At 65.7% G+C, this 18,096-nt stretch carries 17 protein-coding genes, 1 tRNA gene, 1 other RNA gene and 1 pseudogene; 7 read left to right on the forward strand and 13 right to left on the reverse strand.

Annotated features, from left to right (window positions below; translation table 11 throughout):
• The first annotated feature begins 57 nt into the window (after positions 1-57).
• From OVY48_RS22895 to OVY48_RS22925, 7 genes and pseudogenes are all read left to right on the forward strand, one after another.
• Complete coding sequence (locus OVY48_RS22895) at positions 58-981, forward strand: LysR family transcriptional regulator (protein WP_313924595.1); 924 nt, start codon at positions 58-60, stop codon at positions 979-981.
• 10 nt (positions 982-991) lie between these two features.
• Entirely contained in the window at positions 992-3,259 is a 2,268-nt protein-coding gene (locus OVY48_RS22900) for an NADP-dependent malic enzyme (protein ID WP_313924596.1), read from the forward strand.
• 164 nt (positions 3,260-3,423) lie between these two features.
• On the forward strand, positions 3,424-3,627 hold the full coding sequence (locus OVY48_RS22905; RefSeq protein WP_313924597.1) for a hypothetical protein: 204 nt from the start codon (positions 3,424-3,426) through the stop codon (positions 3,625-3,627).
• Between the two features lie 25 nt (positions 3,628-3,652).
• A pseudogene (locus tag OVY48_RS22910) lies at positions 3,653-4,150 on the forward strand (L,D-transpeptidase family protein); the annotation flags it as partial.
• Positions 4,151-4,302: 152 nt separating this feature from the next.
• Positions 4,303-5,499, forward strand: coding sequence for an MFS transporter (locus tag OVY48_RS22915; RefSeq protein ID WP_313924598.1), 1,197 nt, complete (start codon positions 4,303-4,305; stop codon positions 5,497-5,499).
• 53 nt (positions 5,500-5,552) lie between these two features.
• Positions 5,553-6,692 carry an aspartyl/asparaginyl beta-hydroxylase domain-containing protein gene (locus tag OVY48_RS22920; RefSeq protein ID WP_313924599.1) on the forward strand — a complete coding sequence of 380 codons (1,140 nt, stop codon included), beginning with the start codon at positions 5,553-5,555 and terminating at the stop codon, positions 6,690-6,692.
• 88 nt (positions 6,693-6,780) lie between these two features.
• A complete protein-coding gene (locus tag OVY48_RS22925) occupies positions 6,781-7,401 on the forward strand; it encodes a YitT family protein (RefSeq protein ID WP_096061494.1) in 621 nt (206 codons plus the stop codon).
• Positions 7,402-7,411: 10 nt separating this feature from the next.
• On the opposite strand, the gene OVY48_RS22930 is transcribed toward OVY48_RS22925, so the two are convergent.
• The 13 genes from OVY48_RS22930 to OVY48_RS22990 all read right to left on the reverse strand — a co-directional run bounded on the left by OVY48_RS22930 (position 7,412) and on the right by OVY48_RS22990 (position 18,063).
• Positions 7,412-7,945 (reverse strand): hypothetical protein, encoded by a 534-nt coding sequence (locus tag OVY48_RS22930; protein ID WP_313924600.1) that lies wholly within the window; start codon positions 7,943-7,945, stop codon positions 7,412-7,414.
• A 7-nt stretch (positions 7,946-7,952) separates the two neighbouring features.
• Complete coding sequence (gene hisI, locus OVY48_RS22935) at positions 7,953-8,315, reverse strand: phosphoribosyl-AMP cyclohydrolase (protein WP_313924601.1); 363 nt, start codon at positions 8,313-8,315, stop codon at positions 7,953-7,955.
• Between the two features lie 91 nt (positions 8,316-8,406).
• Positions 8,407-8,483: transfer RNA gene (locus OVY48_RS22940), tRNA-His, on the reverse strand.
• A gap of 93 nt (positions 8,484-8,576) precedes the next feature.
• A complete protein-coding gene (locus tag OVY48_RS22945) occupies positions 8,577-9,146 on the reverse strand; it encodes a septal ring lytic transglycosylase RlpA family protein (protein ID WP_313924602.1) in 570 nt (189 codons plus the stop codon).
• A 186-nt stretch (positions 9,147-9,332) separates the two neighbouring features.
• Complete coding sequence (locus OVY48_RS22950) at positions 9,333-9,605, reverse strand: HU family DNA-binding protein (protein ID WP_037477523.1); 273 nt, start codon at positions 9,603-9,605, stop codon at positions 9,333-9,335.
• Between the two features lie 180 nt (positions 9,606-9,785).
• Positions 9,786-12,182 carry an endopeptidase La gene (gene lon, locus OVY48_RS22955; RefSeq protein ID WP_313924603.1) on the reverse strand — a complete coding sequence of 799 codons (2,397 nt, stop codon included), beginning with the start codon at positions 12,180-12,182 and terminating at the stop codon, positions 9,786-9,788.
• A 141-nt stretch (positions 12,183-12,323) separates the two neighbouring features.
• Positions 12,324-12,647 (reverse strand): YbaB/EbfC family nucleoid-associated protein, encoded by a 324-nt coding sequence (locus OVY48_RS22960; RefSeq protein WP_037477519.1) that lies wholly within the window; start codon positions 12,645-12,647, stop codon positions 12,324-12,326.
• Positions 12,644-14,254, reverse strand: coding sequence for a DNA polymerase III subunit gamma/tau (locus OVY48_RS22965; protein WP_313924604.1), 1,611 nt, complete (start codon positions 14,252-14,254; stop codon positions 12,644-12,646). Before OVY48_RS22965 ends, OVY48_RS22960 begins: the two co-directional genes overlap by 4 nt.
• Positions 14,255-14,305: 51 nt before the next feature.
• Positions 14,306-14,403, reverse strand: an RNA gene (gene ffs / locus OVY48_RS22970) — signal recognition particle sRNA small type.
• A 134-nt stretch (positions 14,404-14,537) separates the two neighbouring features.
• A complete protein-coding gene (gene blaSGM, locus OVY48_RS22975; protein ID WP_313924605.1) occupies positions 14,538-15,500 on the reverse strand; it encodes an SGM family class A beta-lactamase in 963 nt (320 codons plus the stop codon).
• A gap of 5 nt (positions 15,501-15,505) precedes the next feature.
• Entirely contained in the window at positions 15,506-15,841 is a 336-nt protein-coding gene (locus tag OVY48_RS22980; protein WP_037477515.1) for a 2Fe-2S iron-sulfur cluster-binding protein, read from the reverse strand.
• Positions 15,842-15,862: 21 nt separating this feature from the next.
• On the reverse strand, positions 15,863-16,951 hold the full coding sequence (locus OVY48_RS22985) for a cysteine desulfurase family protein (RefSeq protein WP_313924606.1): 1,089 nt from the start codon (positions 16,949-16,951) through the stop codon (positions 15,863-15,865).
• Positions 16,948-18,063, reverse strand: a complete 1,116-nt coding sequence (locus OVY48_RS22990; RefSeq protein WP_313924607.1) for an aminotransferase class V-fold PLP-dependent enzyme — start codon at positions 18,061-18,063, stop codon at positions 16,948-16,950. Before OVY48_RS22990 ends, OVY48_RS22985 begins: the two co-directional genes overlap by 4 nt.
• Positions 18,064-18,096 lie beyond the last annotated feature (33 nt).

Here is an 18,096-nt window from a genome sequence, read left to right on the forward strand (position 1 = left end):
CCATTATGTCGTATATTCACTATTATACGAACATAGTCATTCCCATGGTGAACGAATATGATGGACCCCGACCATGAACTGTTCGTCGCGATCGTGGACGAAGGCGGCCTCGCCGCTGCCGGCCGCCGCCTGCATATCTCCCCCGCGATGATGTCCAAGCGGCTCGCCCGGCTGGAGGAGCGGCTGGGCACGCGCCTCGTTCACCGCACCACGCGGCGGCTGGCCCTGACCCCGGCGGGCGAGCGGCTCCATGCCGATCTGCGCGGCATATTGGCGGCGCTGGACGAAGCCGAGCGGCGCGTTTCGGGCACGTCGGCGATCGTCGCGGGACCACTGCGCATCACCGCGCCCACCTCCTTCGGCCGGATGCATCTCGCCCCCTGGCTGCCACGCTTTCTGGACGCCCATCCCCGTGTCGATCTCGCCATCAACTTGTCGGACGATTTCGCCGACCTGATCGACACCCGCGCGGACCTCGCCATCCGCATCACCGCCGATCCGGGGCCGGGCCTGGCCGCACGGCGGCTGGCGACCAACCGCCGCATCCTGTGCGCCGCGCCCGCCTATCTCGACCGCTATGGAACGCCCGCCACCCTGGCCGACCTCAAAAACCACCGCCTGCTCGCCGCCGATGGCCAGATGCCCTGGCGCCTCGTCGGTCCGAAAGGGCCGGTGACGGTCGAGGGCCGCAGCCATGTCCGCACCAACAGCAGCGAAGTGGTGCGCGAACTCGCGCTGGCGGGCGGCGGCATCGCGCTGCGCTCGCTCTGGGATATCAGCGACGCGCTGGCGCGCGGCGATGTTCGGCAGATCGTGCCGGACCATGAAGGGTCGGCGGATGTCGGCCTGTTCGCGGTGCAACTGCCACAGCATAATCCGCCCGCCGCCATCACCGCCTTCGTCGATTTTCTTGTCGGACTATATGCGCCAACGCCCCCCTGGGCGCGTTCCACCATTGCCCTTGCGGAACGCAGCCCGTAAGGCCCATCGCATGGACGATAATACCCGCCGCGCCGCCCTCGACTATCACCGCTTTCCCCAGCCGGGGAAGCTGCGGATCGAGCCGACCAAACGCATGGTCAACCAGCGCGATCTCGCGCTGGCCTATTCGCCCGGCGTCGCCGCCCCCTGCATGGAGATCGCCGCCGATCCCGACAAGGCGCTCGATTATACCGCGCGCGGCAATCTGGTCGCGGTCATCTCCAACGGCACCGCCGTCCTTGGCCTCGGCGCGATCGGCGCGCTGGCATCCAAGCCGGTGATGGAGGGCAAGGCGGTCCTCTTCAAGAAATTCGCCGATATCGACGTGTTCGACATCGAACTCGACACCACCGACCCTGAAAAATTCATCGAAGCCGTCGCCCTGATGGAGCCGACCTTCGGCGGCATCAACCTGGAAGATATCAAGGCGCCCGAATGTTTCGCGATCGAGGCGCGGTTGAAGGAACGGATGAATATTCCGGTCTTTCATGACGACCAGCATGGCACCGCCATCGTCGTCGCCGCCGCCGTGCGCAACGCGCTGGTGATTCAGGGCAAGACGCTGGCCGATGCCAAGCTGGTGACGTCGGGCGCGGGCGCGGCGGCGCTCGCCTGCGTCGATCTGCTCGTGTCGATGGGCCTGCCGGTCGACAATGTCACCATGACCGACAAGGATGGCGTCATCCATTCGGGCCGCGAAGGCATGTTGCCCAATATGGCGCGCTACGCCCGCGTCACCAACGCTCGCACCCTGCCCGACGTGCTGCCGGGGGCCAATCTGTTCCTCGGCCTCTCTGCGCCCGGCGTCTTGAAGCCCGAATGGCTGCCGTTGATGGCCCCCAATCCGCTGATTTTCGCGCTCGCCAACCCCGAACCCGAAATCCGCCCCGAAGCCGCGCGCGAAGTCCGCCCCGACGCGATCATCGCCACCGGCCGCTCGGACTATCCCAATCAGGTCAACAACGTCCTGTGCTTCCCCTATATCTTCCGGGGCGCGCTGGATGTCGGCGCGACCCAGATCAACGAAGCGATGAAGGTTGCGGCGGCCGACGCGATCGCCAGCCTCGCCCGCATGCCCGCGCATGACAGCGTGGCGCAGGCCTATGGCGGGCGCAGGCTGGTCTTCGGCCCCGACTATATCATCCCCACCCCCTTCGACCCGCGCCTGATCGGCGAGATCGCGGTCGCCGTGGCGCGCGCGGCGATGGACAGCGGCGTCGCCCGCCGCCCGATCGACCTGGACGACTATCGCCGCCGCCTGACGCGGCAGAATACCCGGTCCGGCCAGCTCATGCTGCCGGTGTTCGAGGCCGCACGCGGTGGCGCACGTCGCATCGTCTATGGCGAGGGCGAGGATGAGCGCGTGCTGCGCGCCATTCAGGACGCGCTGGACGAAGGTATCGTCCGCCCGACCATCATCGCGCGCCGCCGCATCCTGAACCAGAAACTGCCCGACCTCGGCCTCCGCTTTGAGCTGGGCCGTGATGTCGAGGTGATCGATCCCGAAACCGATCATGAGATCATGACGCAACTGGTCGAGGGCTATCGCGCCGTCGCCTCGCGCCGGGGCGTGCCCGCCGCCGAAGTGCTGCGCCATGTCTATCGCCGCCCCAGCGTCACCGCCGCCATGCTGCTGCGCCTCGGCCATGTCGACGCCGCGCTGATCGGCGGCAATTCGGAATATTGGGGCCAGGTCGAACATGCGCTGCGCATCATCGACCGGGTGCCGGGCCGCAACCGCGTCTATGCGCTGTCGGGGCTGATCCTCGATGCGGGCGCGCTGTTCATCACCGACACCCATATGGTGCCCAATCCGACGCCCGAACAGGTTGCGGAAATGACGCTGCTGGCGGCGACCGAGCTGGAACATTTCGGCCTGGTCCCGCGCGTCGCCCTGCTGTCCCACTCCAATTTCGGTGCCTCGCACAGCGACAGCGCGCGCAAGATGCGCGCCGCGCTCAAACTGGTGCGGCAGGCCGCGCCAGATCTGGCCGTCGATGGCGAAATGCATGCGGATGCGGCGCTCAGCCAGGCGCTGCGCGAGAAACTGATCCCCGATTCGCGCTTCGAAGGGCCAGCCAATCTGCTGGTCATGCCCAATTTGGATGCCGCGAACATCACGCTCACCGCGCTGTCCGCCTCGTCCAGTTCGCCTACGGTCGGCCCGATGCTGATGGGCCTGACCAAGCCCATTCATGTGCTGACCCCCGGCGTCACCTCGCGCGGCATCCTCAACCTCACCGCCATCGCGGCAGCGGAAGTCGCGCGCGAAGGCTGAGCTTAACCTTTTGCCGCTATGACGGACGATGGAGTTCCTCCCCTGCAAGGGGAGGTGGCAGGCGAAGCCTGACGGAGGGGTGTCCCCCCATCGTGACGGCGACACCCCTCCACCACTTCGTGGTCCCCCTCCCCTTACAGGGGAGGAATTTGTTTGAGGATGATATGGCAGCTCTGCTCAAAGCATTGGCGAAAAGCGCCGGTCCCAAGCTGGCGATCGGCGCAGGGCTGGCGGGCATTGGCCTGCTGGTGACCGGCTGGATCGACCGCCCCCGCCGCCGAAGAACCCCCCCGCCTGCGCCCATAGCAAAGGCACACCTGCCCCTGCCCCAGCCCCTGCCCCGAACCCCCCCCGAAAGCCCGCCCTGACGGTCAAGCGAACGACGGCCCGTTCAGCGACCAGCCGATGGCGATCGATCCGCGCGCCCTGACGGTCAAGCGCGTCCTCAAGATCGACGGCCCGTTCCGCCATGGCGACTATGCCTGGGACGAAAGCGGCGCGCCGACGACCGGCCCCGTCATCATTACCGTGGACCTGCGCGCGCAAACGCTATCGGTGTTTCGCGCAGGCTATGAAATCGGCGCGGCCGTCATCCTCTATGGCGCGACCGACAAGCCCAGCCCCTTAGGCGCCTTCCCGATCACGCAGAAGGACGCCGACCATTATTCCAACCTCTACGACAATGCGCCGATGCCCTATATGCTGCGCCTGACCAGCGACGGCGTGGCGATCCATGGCAGCGACGTCCAATGGGGCAAGGCAACCCATGGCTGCATCGGCGTCCCCGTCGCCTTCGCGCAAAAATTGTTCGGCGTGACGAAATTGGGCGACGTCGTCGTCATCACCAACGGCAAGCGGCTCGACGTCAGCAAGGCGCAGGTCGGGACGTAAGCGCCGCGACATTATCCTGCGACGATGGCTTGTATTGCATAACGCGCCGCAGCACTTGCAATAAACTCACGCGCACCCGCCCTTGACCAGCGTTGTCATGAAGCCCATCTGCCGCGCTTCCGCTATTTTGCATTGCAGCATGGAGCAAAGCCATGGGCACCCGCCCCCACCAGGCGCAACCCGCGCTCGTCCTTTTCGCGCTCGCCGTTGGCGCCTTCGCGATCGGGACCACCGAATTTGCGGCGATGAGCCTGCTGCCTTTCTTCGCGCGTGACCTCGGCATCGATGTACCGACCGCTGGCCATGCGATCAGTGCCTATGCGCTAGGCGTGGTCGCCGGTGCGCCGGTGATCGCCGCCTTTGGCGCACGACTGCCGCGTCGCAAGCTGTTAATCGGCCTGATGGCCTTGTTCGCGATCGGCAATGGCTTGTCGGCGCTGTCGCCCAGCTATGGCTGGATGCTTGTCTTCCGCTTCCTGAGCGGCGTGCCGCATGGCGCCTATTTCGGCGTTGCCGCGCTGGTGGCGGCCAAGCTGGTGCCGATCGAAAAGCGGGCACAGGCGATTGCACGGGTCATGTCGGGCCTCACCATCGCCACGGTGCTGGGCGTGCCCGTCGCCAACTGGATGGGGCAAGCGCTGGGCTGGCGGTCGGGCTTTTTCGTGGTGACGGCGCTCGCCATCGCGACGATGACGCTGGTGGCGCTCTACGCCCCGCGCGACGCAGGCGACCCCAAGGCGAGCGCCGCGCGCGAACTGACCGCGCTCGCCAAGCCGCAGGTCTGGCTGACGCTGCTGACCGGCGCGATAGGCTTCGGCGGGCTGTTCGCGGTCTATACCTATGTCGCCTCGACGATGATCGAAGTGACCGGGGTGTCCGAAGTCTGGGTGCCGGTGATCCTGATGATCTTTGGCGTCGGCATGACGATCGGCAACCTCGTCGCCGCGTGGATGGCCGACCGGGCGCTCAACCGCACCGTCATCCTCGTGCTGTTGTGGAGCGCGGGCGCATTAGCGCTGTTCCCATTGATGGCGGGCAATATCTGGACGCTCAGCCTGATCATCTTCCTGATCGGGGCGGGTGGCGGATTGGGTACGCCGTTGCAGGCGCGGTTGATGGACGTGTCGGGCGATGCGCAGACGTTGGCCGCAGCGCTGCACCATAGCGCCTTCAACGTCGCCAATGCGCTTGGCCCCTGGCTTGGCGGCATGGCGATCGCGGCGGGCTATGGCCTGACCTCGACCGGCTGGATCGGTGCCGCGCTGGCGCTGGGTGGCCTCGCCGTCTTCCTCCTGTCGATCGCGCTGCAACAGCGGACCACGCGGATGATCGCGGTTCCGGCCGAATAAGCCGCTTTGCCGCAGCGCTTGTCCCAGATCAGGCTCCCCGATAAGGCAGGGGCATGAGCGATCAGGCAAGAGAAGAGGCGCTGGCCCAGGCCGCATTGGTGGCGCTGCGCGGCGGCGATGCGGCCGAGGCGCGCGCGACGCTGGCGCAGATGGCCGCGCCGCCGCCGATGCTGCTGGCGCAGGTCTGCAACCGGCTGGGCGATCGGGATGGCGAGGCGGAGGCGCTACGCACGATCCTGGCGGGCGATCCCCGCAACCTGCCCGCTTTGCTCGCCATGGGCCATAATGCGCAGGCGCGCGGCGACGATCGTGGCGCAATCATCTGGCGGCGTACCGCGCTGGCGCAGGCGGCGGCCCATGGCGCGCCGCCGCAACTGCAATCGTTGCTGCAACAGGCGCAAGACGCCATCGCGCAATCGAGCCAGCGCTTCGAGGATCATCTGACCGCCGCGATCCGCGACTTGCCACCGCTGCCCCGCATCGCGCTCGCCACCGACCTGCTGCTCGGCAAGCGCGAGATATATCTGCAGCAGCCCAGCATGTTCTATTTCCCCGGCCTGCCCCAGCGCGCCTTTTACGAGCGCAGCGATTTCGACTGGGTCGCGCCAATGGAGGCGATGACCGACGCGATCGTCGCTGAACTAGCCGCGGTGCGCGCGGGTGCGCCGGACTTCGCGCCCTATGTCCAGACATCGAAGGAGCGTCCGGCCCCCAACAACAAGTTGCGCGACGATCCCAGTTGGGGGGCCTATTATTTCTGGCAGAGCGGCGCGCCGGTGGCGGACCATGCCACGCGCTGCCCAGCCGTCATGGCCGCGCTCGACCATGCGCCGATGCCGGTGATCGAAGGGCGATCGCCGACGGCGCTGTGGTCGCTGCTCAAGCCCGGCACCCATATCGCGCCACACCACGGCCTGCTCAACACGCGGCTCATCTGCCACCTGCCGCTGCTGACGCCCCCTGATTGCGCGCTGCGCGTCGGCGCGGAAGCGCGGCCCTGGCACCGGGGCGAGATGCTCATCTTCGACGACAGTATCGAACATGAGGCGTGGAACCGCAGCGCCGACACCCGCGTCATCCTGCTGTTCGAAGTGTGGCGGCCGGAGATCGTGGCAGAGGAACGCGCGGCGCTGACCCTGTTGTTCCAAGCGATCGACCAATATGGCCCGGCGCAGATCGACACCGGCGGATAAGCGCAGCCTCTTGCAGTGGCGCGCGTCCGCTGTATGAGCAGCGGCAGGGCAAGAGGATGACCGGGGCGTAACGCTTGACGGACACGCCATGACTCCCACGCACGCCTTCCCCGCACCCCGCCCGCATAATCTGGCCGAAGATGGCTATGCCATTGCGCTTGGCTGTGCCTTCATCGCCATGGGGCTGATGCTGCTGAAACAGGCCAATCTGGTGACGGGCGGCATGGCGGGCATCGCGCTGCTGCTGTCCTATCTGATCCACTGGTCGCCAGCGACGCTGTTCCTGCTGATCAACATCCCCTTCTTCCTGTTCGCCGGGCGGGCGATGGGCGCGGCGTTCGGGCTCAAAACGCTGTTCGCCAATATCGCGATCATGGGGCTGGGCACGATGATGCCGCTGGCGCTGGAACTGGCGCGGGTCAGCCCGCTCTTCGCCGCCCTGTTCGGCGGGTCGATCATCGGCTTTGGCATCCTCGCCATCGCGCGCCATGGGGCGGGAGTCGGCGGGCTGGGCGTGATGGCGCTGACTTGGCAGAAGACGCGGGGATGGAATGCGGGCCGCACCCAGATGATCGGCGACGCCATCATCCTGGCAGCATCGCTACCGCTGCTGAGCGCCGATCGCTTCGCGCTGTCGGTCCTGTCGGCAGCGGCGATCAATGCCGTGCTGATCGTCAACCACCGGCCGGGCCGCTATATCGGCCATTGATCCAACGCGTTCAGCTCTTGCAGAGCGGGTCGCCACCTGTCCCCTGCGCACGCAAAGCCGTGCCTGCATCACCTGCGATCCGGGGGAAACTGACCCCCTCCAGCGTGGCGCGCCCATCGCATAGCCGCGCACAGGCGAGATCCACGACACCCGGCAGCGCAACCTGATCGCCATCATATTGAGCGACGATGATGCAGCGATCGCCGCCAGCAAAGCGCAGGATCAGCTTGTCGCCCGCACGCCGCGCGGTTCCCTGCCCCCGGCAGGCGAGTTGCTCGCCGAAATTGGCTTCCAGGCCGAAACGCAGCGTCCCCTTGGCCCCTGGAACCACGCACAGCGCATCGCGCCCGGCTTCATGGCGGCGCTGAAACAGGCCGACAGGGGAAATCTTGGCCGCATCGGTGATGACGCCACTTTCGATCGCGGCGCGCTCCAGCCCGGACGCAGGCAGGCCGCCACCCGCCTCGGCCGCCATGTCATTGGAAACGGCGGCAGGCTGGCACGCCGCCAGCATCAGACACAGAGCAAGGCCGGATCGCCGCATCGACGTCCTAATCGACCAGACTCAGGCCATCGCGCCCGACCCGGCGGAAGAAGCAGGAGCGCGCGCCGGTGTGGCAGGTCGGCCCGGCGGGGACTGCCTTCACCCAGACAGCGTCCTGATCGCAATCGATGCGGATGTCGCGCACCACCAGCATGTTGCCCGACGTTTCGCCCTTCTTCCACAGCGCCTGCCGGCTGCGCGACCAGAAATGGGCAAGGCCCGTTTCGACCGTCAACGCCAGTGCCTGCGCATTCATATGCGCGACCATCAGCACGTCGCCGCTGTCCACATCGGTCACCACCGCCGTGATCAGGCCATGGTCGTCATATTTGGGATTGAGGGTCAGCCCTTTGTCGCGCGCATCGGTCATGCCGGGCGCTATAGGGCGCAATCGCGATGCTGCGAAGCCCCTTCCCGCCTGACCGGCAAATATGCGCGGCATCAGGGCGGAAGGAAGAAAATGGGGCGATCGAGGGGTCTTGAACCCCCGACCTCCGGTACCACAAACCGGCGCTCTAACCAACTGAGCTACGATCGCCATGGGGCCATAAGGCCCGCGAGATGTGGGCACATATGCGGCTCATCCCGCCCCGTCAAGCAGGCAAATGCCGCGATCGGCGCTTTCCGCCGCTTACAGCCCCGCCGCGCGCAACTGCGCGCGCAATTTGCGCAGGGTAGCTTCGGGCACGGAGGTGCGCGCCGGTGCCGCCTTGCCCTTGCGCAGCCGGGCGCGATCCTTTTCGGGCGGATCGACCAGCCGCACCCGCACCGGCACATGCCCCTGCGCCCGCACGCCCAATTGCTCGGCCGCGCCGCGCGACAGGTCGATCACCCGCCCGCGCCCGGAAAAAGGCCCGCGATCATTGACCCGCACGACGATGGTGCGTCCGGTGTCCAGCGCCGTCACCTCGATGTAGCTCGGCAGCGGCAGGCTGGTATGCGCGGCGGTCACCCAGCCGGGACGGAAGCGTTCGCCATTGGCGGTGCGATTGCCCGATTCCGATCCATACCAGCTGGCATAGCCCAGCATGTCATAACCCGGATCAGCCGCAGGCGTGTAGGTGACGCCACGCACCACATAGGGCGGGCCGATCTTGACCGGCACATCCCGCACCGGCCGGTATTGACCGCCACCACAGGCCGACAGCAGCAGCGCCATCGCGCCCGCGCCGCACAGCGCGGCAAATCGTCTCATCCTCATGCCGCTTCCCTAACCCGCCTGGCCCAAAAGCAGAAGGGTGAGTGCTGATCCAGCACCCACCCTATTGTCTTGCGCCCATGCGTGCGGCTCAGTTCCCGTTATCACGCACTCTCGATTTTTTCAGGCCGCGACGCCTTTACGGTCGTGCGACGCGGGCATCTGCCTCTTGTGCCGATGCCCGGACCGTCAGTTGACCGAATCCTTGAGGCCCTTGCCGGCCTTGAACTTTGGCTGGGTCGATGCCTTGATGGTCATCGTTTCGCCGGTGCGCGGGTTGCGGCCGGTCGATGCCTTGCGCTGGGTGACGGAGAAAGTGCCAAAGCCGACCAGGCGCACTTCGTCGCCCTTCTTGAGCGCGCCGGTGATGGCATCGAACACGCCTTCCACAGCCTTGGTCGCGTCATTCTTGGTAAGGCCGCTGCTCTCGGCAACCGCGCTGATCAGATCCTGCTTGTTCATGCCTTGGGAACCCCCTGATGCTGTTGGTTAGTTTAGGAATCGCGGCGTAAAGGCGGCAATAAGGCGCAGCTTTGAGTGCCTGTCAAAGAGAAAGCGACGAAGTTCCCGGATCACATGCAATTTCGCAATGCAGCATGAAAATGCCGGAAACCCGTCGCTTTTGCCCTATCGGCCCGTCGATCAATGCCGCAGCGTAGCGTCCCCGTCGCGCCCCTGGCCATTGCTCGGCTGCGCGGCCAGGTCATCCTCTTCGGTCCAGGCGATCGCTTCGGGCACAGACATCAAGGCACGCGCCAGCACTTCATCCACATGGCTGACCGGCACGATTTCCAGCCCGTCACGGATATTGGCCGGAATTTCCGCTAGGTCTTTCTCATTTTCCTGCGGGATCAACACCGTCTTGATGCCACCGCGCAACGCCGCCAGCAGCTTTTCCTTCAAGCCGCCGATCGGCAGGACGCGACCGCGCAAGGTCACCTCGCCGGTCATCGCGACATCCTTGTGGACCGGGATGCCGGTCAGCGTCGACACGATGCAGGTGACCATGCCGATGCCCGCCGACGGCCCATCCTTGGGCACTGCGCCTTCGGGCAGATGGATGTGGATATCCTTGCGGTTGAAGATGCTGGGCTTGATGCCATAGCCGGGCGAGCGCGCCTTCACATAAGAGAAGGCCGCCTGGATCGATTCGGTCATCACATCGCCGAGCTTTCCGGTCGTCTTGATCATGCCCTTGCCGGGCACGGTGACCGCCTCGATCGTCAGCAATTCACCGCCGACCTCGGTCCAGGCCAGACCTGTGACCGCGCCGATCTGATGTTCCTCTTCACCGACGCCATGGCGATATTTACGCACCCCGGCATAGTCCGCCAGCGTCTCCGGCGTGATGACGACCTTTTCATAGACACCTTCGAGGATCTTGCGCAGCGCCTTGCGCGCTAGTCGCGCGACTTCGCGCTCCAGCGTGCGGACGCCCGCCTCGCGGGTATAGTAACGGATGAGGTCGCGAACGGCCTCCTCGGTCACTTCGAACTCGCCTTCCTTGAGGCCATGGGCGTCGATCTGCTTGGCGATCAGATGCCGCTGCGCGATCTCGACCTTTTCATCCTCGGTATAGCCTTCCAGCCGGATAATCTCCATCCTGTCCAGCAAGGCTTGCGGCAAATTCAAAGAGTTGGCGGTCGTCACGAACATGATGTCTGAAAGATCGACGTCGATCTCCAGATAATGATCCTGGAATTTGCTATTCTGTTCGGGGTCCAGCACTTCGAGCAGTGCCGATGCCGGATCGCCGCGGAAATCCTGGCCCAGCTTGTCGATCTCGTCGAGCAGGAAGAGCGGGTTCATCGTCCCCGCTTTCTTCAGGTTGGTCACGATCTTGCCCGGCAGCGAGCCGATATAGGTGCGACGGTGACCGCGAATTTCGGCTTCATCCCGCACGCCGCCCAGCGACTGGCGCACGAATTCGCGCCCGGTCGCCTTAGCGATCGAACGACCCAGCGAGGTCTTGCCCACGCCCGGCGGGCCGACGAGGCACAGGATCGGGCCTTTGAGCTTATTGGTGCGCGCCTGCACCGCCAGATATTCGATGATCCGGTCCTTGACCTTGTCGAGCGCGAAATGATCCTCATCGAGGACATCCTGCGCGCGCTTGAGGTCGTTCTTGACCTTGCCCTTCTTGCCCCAGGGCAAGCCCAGCAGCACGTCGAGATAGTTGCGCACCACGGTCGCTTCGGCCGACATGGGCTGCATGCCCTTGAGCTTCTTTAGCTCAGCGGTCGCTTTCGCCCGCGCTTCTTTGCTCAGCTTGGTCTTGGCGATCTTCTCGGCCAGTTCGGCCAGCTCATCGCCCTCTTCGCCCTCGCCATTGCCCAGCTCACGCTGGATCGCCTTTAGCTGCTCGTTGAGATAATATTCGCGCTGGGTCTTCTCCATCTGCCGCTTCACGCGACCACGGATCTTCTTTTCGACCTGGAGCACGCCCAGTTCGCCTTCCATGAAAGCGAACACCATCTCCAGCCGCTTGACCGGATCAGCCTCGACCAGCAGCGATTGCTTGTCGGATACCTTGACGTTGATATTGGCGGACACGGCATCGGCCAACCGCCCGGCATCCTCGATCTCGCGCAGCTGCACCGGCGTTTCGGCGGGCAGCTTCTTGTTGAGCTTGGCGTAATTCTCGAACTGCTCGGCGACCGAGCGCATCAGCGCGGCGGCTTCCGGCCCTTCGGCAGCAATATCCTCGATCGCTTCGACATCGGCGACCAGATGCGTGCCCGTCTCCGCCATCGTCGTCAGCCGCGCACGATGCTTGCCCTCGACCAGCACGCGCACCGTGCCATCGGGCAGCTTGAGCAATTGCAGCACGACCGCCACGACGCCCGTATCATAGAGCGAATCCTGGCCAGGATCATCCTCGGCCGGGTCGAGCTGCGACACCAGGAAGATTTCCTTATTGCCTTCCATCGCCGCTTCCAGCGCGGAGACGCTCTTGTCGCGACCGACGAAGAGCGGGACGATCATCTGCGGAAAGACGACGATGTCACGCAGCGGCAGAAGGGGATATTGCACAGTCATTCACACTCCGGGCCAAATGGGGCCTGTCCTACGGTTCATCGCCTTTATGGGGATGGCTATCGCGTCAATCAATCAGGGGATGTCATAATGCGGTCACGATGAACCCAGTGTTATTATAGGGCTCTTCGCGCACATCCGCGCTCAGAACGGCAGTTTGAAGCCGGGGGGCAAGGGCAGGCCAGCCGTCATCTTGCCCATTTCGGCATTGCTGACCTCGTCCGCCTTCTTGCGCGCGTCGTTGAACGCAGCGGTCACCAGGTCTTCGAGCATCTGCTTTTCCGACGGTGCCAGCAGGCTGTCGTCGATCGACACGCCCAGGATGCGGCCCTTGGCCGACGCCTTGACCTTGACGAGACCGCCGCCCGCCGCGCCTTCGACTTCCAGCTTGTCGAGATTATCCTGCGCGCGCTGCAATTCTTCCTGCACACGGCTCGCCATGCCCAGGATTTCGTTCAGATCCTTCATTGTCCTACACTCCATTGTTCGAGCCGGTCATCCAGCTCCGCATCGGGAAAGGCCGCCATCGCCGCCTTCACCACCGGGGTTTCAAGAATAGTGGCGCGGGCATTGGCCTGCGCGGCCTGCTCCTGCGCTAATAATGTGGGCTGCGCCTCGCCATCGCTCTGCGCGACGCGCCAGGCAACGCCTGTCACCTCCTTGAGCGCCGGGGCGATACGAGCCGCAAAATCCGCTGATAGCGAAGATGTCGTCTGATACTGTATTTCCGGCGGCGCATAGCGGACCAGCGCGACGCCATCGTGCAGTTCCTGCGCCAACTGCCCCTTGCCGCGCTGCCAGAAGGCCTCGATCAGGTCGGGAAAAGTGGCTGGCAATTGTGCGGCAGGACCATCGCCTGTCGTTGCGGCCACCGCACCCGGCGCCGCCCCAGCGACAGGCCCGCCCTCGCGCAGCATCCGCGCAATCTCGCCCGGATCGGGCATGGTCGCGGCGTGCATCACCCGCAGCAGCGCCATTTCGCAGCTTTCGATCGGCAGCACCGCGCTCGCCACCTCGTCATGGCCCTTGACCAGCAATTGCCACAGCCGATGCAAGGGCGCAAAGCCGATTTGCGAGGCCCAGTCGGCCAGCGCGTCGCGCTCCTCCGCGGACTGGCCGGGGCTGGCAATATCGCGCCCCGCCTTCACCAGTGTCACCGCATGAACCAGTTCCATCAGCCCGCGCATCAGCGCCAGCGGCTCGACACCCAGCGCATATTGGTCCCGCACGGCGACCAGCAGCGCGGCGGTATCACCTGCCAGCAACAGCCCCAGCAGACGACGCACCGCCCCGCGATCCGACAGGCCCAGCATATCGCGCACCTGCGCCGCCGTGACGACCGGCTCGCCCTCCCCCATCTCCGCATGGGCGATCGCCTGGTCGAGGATTGACAGACCATCGCGCGCCGACCCTTCGGCGGCCTGCGCGATCAGCGATAGCGCATCCGGCTCCGCCGCGACCTTTTCGGCCTCCACCACATAGGCGAAATGGCTGGCGAGCAGCTCTGCCGGAATACGCCGCAGGTCGAACCGCTGGCAGCGCGACAGGACGGTGACCGGCACCTTGTTCACTTCGGTCGTCGCGAACAGGAATTTCACATGGGCGGGCGGCTCCTCCAACGTCTTCAACAGCGCGTTGAAGGCGTTTTTGGAGAGCATATGCACTTCGTCGATGATGTAGATTTTGTAGCGCGCGGAAACGGCGGCATAGCGCACCGCCTCGATAATCTCGCGCACATCATCGACGCCGGTATGGCTGGCCGCGTCCATCTCGACCACGTCGATATGCCGACCCTCGGCGATCGCGGTGCAGGGTTCGCAGACGCCACACGGGTCGATCGTCGGCCCGCCCTGCCCGTCCGCGCCGATGCAGTTGAGCGCCTTGGCGATCAGCCGCGCGGTCGATGTCTTGCCGACCCCGCGCACGCCCGTCATCAAAAAGGCATGGGCCAGCCGCCCGCGCCGGATCGCATTGCCCAGCGTCTGGACCATCGCGTCCTGCCCGATCAGCTCATGAAAGCTGCGCGGTCGATATTTGCGCGCGAGGACGCGATAGGGCTGCTGGGAATCGGACATCGGTCTGGTCTAGCCGTTCGGGCCGCCATTGTCGAAGCGGGATGATGGCTGGAAGGTGGGAGCCGGAACGACCCGTGACGAAATCACTGTGGCTGCTTCCGTCAGGACCTGACCCGGTTCGCGACGATCACGTCCGCCCGACTCCCGCCGCGCATATGGCGAAAGGGTGACATAATGGCAAGGGGCAACCAAAACCGTTCGCTTCGAGCGAAGTCGAGAAGCGGCGACCTTGGCGCAAGCGTGTCTCGACTTCGCTCGACACGAACGGAACGGTGGAATACTCCTATTCCAGCCCGCTCTTTTGCGCCTGCCCGACAAATTCCAACGCAGCCCGCGCCGTCTCGGCAATCGCTGCCTCGGCCTTCTTGGCATCGACCGTCGGCCGGTCGAGATAGACCGCCAATATATATTCATCGCCCGCCGGCGACTTGACCAGCGCCACGTCATTATAAGCGGTGCCGCAGCTGCCGGTCTTGCTGCCCGACGTCCAGCCTTCGGGCAGGCCCGCCTTGATCCGCTTGTCGCCCGTGCTGCTGGCGTTCAGCCAGCCGCGCAGCCGATCGGCGCTCTCCCCCTGCATGTCGCGGAACAACAGCCGCCCCATCAGCCCGGCCATCGCGGCGGGCGTGGTCGTGTCGCGCGGGTCGCCCTCGGCATTTTCGTTCAGGTCCGGCTCGTTACGATCCAGCCGGGTCACGCTGTCGCCATGCGCGCGCATGAAGGCGGTCAGCCCCTGCGGCCCGCCCAGCATCGGCAGCAGCAGGTTCGCCGCACTATTGTCGCTCACTTCGACCGCCGCCTGCGCCAGTCCGGCCATGCTCATCCGGCCGCGCTTGCGGTTTGCCTTCACCACCGGCGCATAATCGAGAATATCGTCCTTGCTGAAGGATATCTCTCCTTCCAGCCCGAACTTACCGCCCTCCGCGCCGATCAGCACCGCCGCCGCCAATGGCGCCTTGAAGGTCGAGCACATCGCGAACGGCTCGTCGCGGTTGAAGCCCAGCAAGAGCGCGCCCTGCTTATCGACCAGCGCGACACCCAGCCGCCCGCCGGTTTCCTGCTCGATCTCCTTGGGATTGCGCACCTGCGCCAGCGCCGATTGCGGCACCAGATAGCGCGGCGCAGGCGGCAGCAGCGAATCGAGTTGCCCGGTCGGCACCGGCTCCTTGGTCTTTTTCTGCTTCTCGGCGGCGCTGGACGGCGCGGCGATCAGCAGCAGCAAGGCAAGCGCGGACAAGCGTTTCATCGGCTTCACATACCCTGCATATTGTAGGATTCGGGCGGAATGCGCACCGTCAACTGGTCCAGCCCATCAGCCAGGATGATCTGGCATGACAGGCGGCTGGTGCGCGTGGCGGACGCGGCGAGGTCGAGCATATCCTCCTCATCCTCGCTGGCGCGGCCGAGGCGCGGAAAATCGGTGGCTTCGACGATGACATGGCAGGTGGAACAGGCCATCTGCCCCTCGCATGTCCCTTCGAGCGGCTGGCCCGCCGCCTGTGCGATGTCGAGCAGCACCGATCCCGCCGGGGCATCGACCTCCTGTCGCCGTTCCCCGTCAGCGCTGATGAAGGTAACCCTGGTCATGATGGTGCGACGCTCCCTTTTTTACAGCGCCGCTTGTGCGGCTGCTGCCTTGTTCAATGCCTCCGCAGCGCTCTCCAGTTCGGCCGATGTCGTATATCGGCCAAAGCCGATCCGCACCGATCCACGCGCCTGTGCGTCTGTCAGCCCCAGTGCGCGCAGCACATGGCTAGGCCTGCCGGACCCGCTTGCGCAAGCGCTGCCGAGCGAAAAAGCGATATTGCGGCAATCCGACAACAATCGCGCGCCATCGATTCCGGCGCGGCGCAGGTTGAGATTGCCCGGATAACGCGCGGTCATGCTGCCATTGATCGTCCAGTCGGCGAAAAGGGATCGGGCAAGGTCGGACAGCGATTCGACATGGGCGCGGTCGGCCTCCGCCCGTTCGCGCATCAATCGCGCGGCAACCCCGAATCCGGCGCACAGCGCGGGCGAGAGCGTGCCGGAACGCAATCCGCCCTCCTGCCCGCCGCCATGGATGAGCGGCGCAAGACTGACCCCATCGCGCAGCCACAAGGCTCCCACCCCTTTAGGCCCATGGATCTTATGCGCGCTGATCGCCACCATGTCGCATATGTCGGGGATCGGCACCCGGCCATAGCCCTGCACCGCATCGCACAGCAGCAACGCCCCCGCGCGATGTGCCAGTTCGGCCAAAGCCGCGACGGGCTGGATCAAGCCGATCTCATTATTGACCAGCATCACCGCCACCAGCGCCACGCCGGGCCGTATCGCCTGCGCGGCCGCGTCCAAGTCCACGACACCATCCGCGCCGACCGGCAGCACCGTCACCGTCCGCCCCGCGCGCGCCAAGGCCTCCACCGTATCCAGCACCGCCGCATGTTCGGTCGCAATCGTCACGATATCGCCCTTGGGCGCACCCTGAATGGCGATGTTGAGCGCCTCGGTCGCGCCCGACGTGAACAGCAACCGCCCACCGGACGGCAACAATGCGCCGACCGCCTCGCGCGCCACCTCGACCTGTGCCGCCGCCGCCCGGCCCGGTCGATGCGCGCTGTGCGGATTGGCGAACTGGTCGCGCAGCAACGGCACCATCGCGTCGAACGCTTGCGGAGCCAGCGGCGTCGTCGCCTGATAATCGAGATAGATCATCGTCGCGCCCGCGCGGCCATCGCCGTCCAGGCGGCCAGGAAGCGATCGACATCGCCCTCGTGCGTCTGCGGCCCGAAACTCACGCGCACCACCTCGCTCGCCACCGCCTCGTCCCAGCCCATCGCGTGCAGCACATGGCTGGTCTTGAGCGACCCCGACGAACAGGCGCTGCCCGCCGACACCGAAATGCCCGCCATATCAAACTGAATGAGTTGCGCGCGCGCCGACAGGCCCGGCATCCGATAGCTGGCGATGGCCGGGATACGCGGCGCATCATGCGCGACGATCACACCGCCCGCCGCCTCGATCCCCGCGTCGAGCCGCGCGCGCAGCAGCGCAGCGCCCGGCAACCAGTCCGCCCGCGCCTCCAGCGCCGCCGCCATCGCCAGGATCGCAGGCAGATTCTCGGTCCCCGCGCGATAGCCCTGCTCCTGCCCGCCACTCGCCTCGATGAGCGCCAGATCGCGGATCAGCAGCGCGCCGATGCCGGGCGGACCGCCGAATTTATGCCCGCTGATCGCGATCATGTCGGCATCGGGCAGCGGCAGCTTGCCCGCGCTCTGCGCGCAATCGGCGAAGAGGATCGCGCCATGGCGGTCGATCTGGTCGAGCGGCTGAATGACGCCGGTTTCATTATTGACGTGCTGGATGGCGAAAACTGTTGCCTCCCCGTCATCCCCGCGCAGGCGGGGATCCATCTCCCCCGCTATATCCGTGGCGAGGCTGGGAGATGGGTTCCCGCCTGCGCGGGAATGACGAATCATATGGGCGCGACCATCCCCATCCACCGCCAGCCGCTCGGCCCCCTTCGTCACCCGCAGCACCGCATCATGCTCCACCGCCGACGTCACGATCCGCCCCGCCTTCGCCCGGCCAAGCCCGATCGCGATCGCCTCGCTCGCCCCCGACGTAAAAATGACATGGCCGTTCCAGCCCAGCGCCGCCGCGATCCGGGCGCGGGCCTCCTCCAGCGCGGCGCGCGCGGCGCGGCCATCGGCATGGGGGCTGGACGGGTTGGCCCAATGGCCCATGGCGGCGACCATCGCCGCCTGCGCCTGGGCCAGCATCGGTGTCGTCGCGGCATGATCGAGATAGAGACGGTCGGCGGCCAAGGGGGGCTACTCATTGATTGCGGAAATGGCGGC

Source organism: Sphingobium sp. SA2, assembly GCF_032227065.1.
Lineage (GTDB): Bacteria > Pseudomonadota > Alphaproteobacteria > Sphingomonadales > Sphingomonadaceae > Sphingobium.

Excerpts from the sequence above, each read along its gene's own strand:
- OVY48_RS22895 (WP_313924595.1), top strand. The coding sequence starts at position 58 with ATGATGGACCCCGACCATGAACTGTTCGTCGCGATCGTGGACGAAGGC.
- OVY48_RS22900 (WP_313924596.1), top strand. The coding sequence starts at position 992 with ATGGACGATAATACCCGCCGCGCCGCCCTCGACTATCACCGCTTTCCC.
- OVY48_RS22905 (WP_313924597.1), top strand. The coding sequence starts at position 3,424 with ATGGCAGCTCTGCTCAAAGCATTGGCGAAAAGCGCCGGTCCCAAGCTG.
- OVY48_RS22915 (WP_313924598.1), top strand. The coding sequence starts at position 4,303 with ATGGGCACCCGCCCCCACCAGGCGCAACCCGCGCTCGTCCTTTTCGCG.
- OVY48_RS22920 (WP_313924599.1), top strand. The coding sequence starts at position 5,553 with ATGAGCGATCAGGCAAGAGAAGAGGCGCTGGCCCAGGCCGCATTGGTG.
- OVY48_RS22925 (WP_096061494.1), top strand. The coding sequence starts at position 6,781 with ATGACTCCCACGCACGCCTTCCCCGCACCCCGCCCGCATAATCTGGCC.
- OVY48_RS22930 (WP_313924600.1), bottom strand. The coding sequence starts at position 7,945 with ATGCGGCGATCCGGCCTTGCTCTGTGTCTGATGCTGGCGGCGTGCCAG.
- hisI (WP_313924601.1), bottom strand. The coding sequence starts at position 8,315 with ATGACCGATGCGCGCGACAAAGGGCTGACCCTCAATCCCAAATATGAC.
- OVY48_RS22945 (WP_313924602.1), bottom strand. The coding sequence starts at position 9,146 with ATGAGGATGAGACGATTTGCCGCGCTGTGCGGCGCGGGCGCGATGGCG.
- OVY48_RS22950 (WP_037477523.1), bottom strand. The coding sequence starts at position 9,605 with ATGAACAAGCAGGATCTGATCAGCGCGGTTGCCGAGAGCAGCGGCCTT.
- lon (WP_313924603.1), bottom strand. The coding sequence starts at position 12,182 with ATGACTGTGCAATATCCCCTTCTGCCGCTGCGTGACATCGTCGTCTTT.
- OVY48_RS22960 (WP_037477519.1), bottom strand. The coding sequence starts at position 12,647 with ATGAAGGATCTGAACGAAATCCTGGGCATGGCGAGCCGTGTGCAGGAA.
- OVY48_RS22965 (WP_313924604.1), bottom strand. The coding sequence starts at position 14,254 with ATGTCCGATTCCCAGCAGCCCTATCGCGTCCTCGCGCGCAAATATCGA.
- blaSGM (WP_313924605.1), bottom strand. The coding sequence starts at position 15,500 with ATGAAACGCTTGTCCGCGCTTGCCTTGCTGCTGCTGATCGCCGCGCCG.
- OVY48_RS22980 (WP_037477515.1), bottom strand. The coding sequence starts at position 15,841 with ATGACCAGGGTTACCTTCATCAGCGCTGACGGGGAACGGCGACAGGAG.
- OVY48_RS22985 (WP_313924606.1), bottom strand. The coding sequence starts at position 16,951 with ATGATCTATCTCGATTATCAGGCGACGACGCCGCTGGCTCCGCAAGCG.